This is a genomic window from Streptomyces vulcanius, from assembly GCF_042653945.1.
GTDB classification, from domain to species: Bacteria; Actinomycetota; Actinomycetes; order Streptomycetales; family Streptomycetaceae; genus Streptomyces; species Streptomyces mangrovi.
In genome coordinates, this window is sequence record NZ_JBHSFK010000109.1 from 1 (window position 1) to 1663 (window position 1663).

Below are 1663 nucleotides of genomic sequence, written 5' to 3' on the forward strand. Positions count from 1 at the left end.
GCAGAGGCTGTCGCACGGCTTCTGCCCGGGGAAGGTCAAGAGCGATTCGTTGTTCGGTTCCAGGGATCAGGGAGACGCCGGACTCTTGGCTGGTGGGGCGGAACTTCTTGTCGGGCGACCGTGAACGTGATCTTGAGATGCCGCGGGATGTGCGGGAGTGGCTGCCGCCCGAGCACCTGTGCTGGAAGGTGCTCGACGTCGTCGAGTTGCTTGACCTGTCGGCGTTCGAGAACAGCTACCGTCACGACGGGCGGGGCGGGGTGGCCTACCCTCCCGCGAGCCTGATTGCGTTGCTCCTGTACTGCTACAGCAAGGGAGTGCGTTCCTCCCGTCGCATCGAGCAGGCTTGCTGGGACGACGTGGGCTGCCGAATCATCACCGCGAACCGCCGAGTGGACCACTCCACCGTCGCACGGTTCGTACGACGCCACCGTGCCGCCTTGAACTCGCTGTTCGTGCAGGTGTTGTCGCTGTGCGGCCGACGCGGCCTGGTCGATCTTTCGGCGGTGGCCGTGGACGGCTCACCGATGGAGGCGAACGCCTCACGCGACGTCAACCAGCGGCTCCAGCGCCTGGAGGAGACCATCTCCCAGTGCGAGAAGAAGATCCACGCGCTGATGGAGGATGCGGTAGACCACGCGCTGAGCGTCGAGGCCGATGGCTCGGCAGCACAGGGATATGGCGATGACGCGTGCGACAACTGGCCTCGCCTGTCCCGGCTGTGCGACCGGCTCACCCGGGCCTACCTGGCCAGGGACAGACTGCATGAACGGGCTATGCCTTCACCCACCGAGACCCGGATCAAGGTCGAAGCCGCCGAGCGGATGGTCGCCCGCGCGGAGAAGCGCCTGGCCGCCGAGACCGAGGCTCACCAGGAGAAGCTGAAGAAGTACGAGCTCCGCGTCCGAGAGGAGCAGGCGGCAGGACATCGTGGAGCGAACGGACGGCCGCCGGTCCCGATGGAGCACAAGACCGTCCTCGTTCGCCAGCGAACGCGACTGGTGAAGATGCGTGCCTGGCTGGAGCGGGCCCCCACACCCCGGCCGGCCCCCTCCCCGGAGTCCCGTGCCTGCCTGAGCGATCCCGACTCCCGGCTGATTCCCGGCAAACGCGGCGGCTACCTGCAGGGATACAACATCCAGATCGTGTGCGCCCGCCGTCAATTCCTGTTGGCCATCGAGGCGCACGACAATCCCTCGGACAGGACTGCCCTCGTTGCGATGGTGAAGAAGACCCAGCACAATCACCAGGCAGCACGGCTCCCCGGCGACATCCAACTCTGGCTCGCCGACAGCGGGTACGCTTCCGCCGCGTCCTTCGAGGCCCTCGCCGACCTCCCGCTACTGGTCTCGGTCACCAGCGATGCAGACCAGGCAGGCTTTCCCGCGAAACGTCAGCAGGCCCCTGCCGGCCAGCAGGACATGGCGGCCCGCCTCGCCACCCCAACAGGACGGGCCCAGTACCGTCAACGCAGTGCCCTGGTCGAGCCGGGATTCGCCCAGATCTTCCAACGCTTCGGACGACATCTCAACTACCGAGGCCGCCAGGCGGTGGACGCCGAGATCAAGCTCCTCGGCACGGTGCACAACATCAACAAGCTCATCAATCACCCGCCCAAGAAGAACCCTTGACCTTCACCGGGCAGAAGCCGTGCGACAGCCTC

The 1663-nt window shown here is 66.3% G+C and carries 1 protein-coding gene; it reads left to right on the top strand.

The genetic code is table 11. The features are described from left to right. The first annotated feature begins 149 nt into the window (after window positions 1-149). On the top strand, window positions 150-1631 hold the full coding sequence (locus tag ACFPIH_RS56185) for a transposase (protein ID WP_381188092.1): 1482 nt from the start codon (window positions 150-152) through the stop codon (window positions 1629-1631). Window positions 1632-1663: the final 32 nt, after the last annotated feature.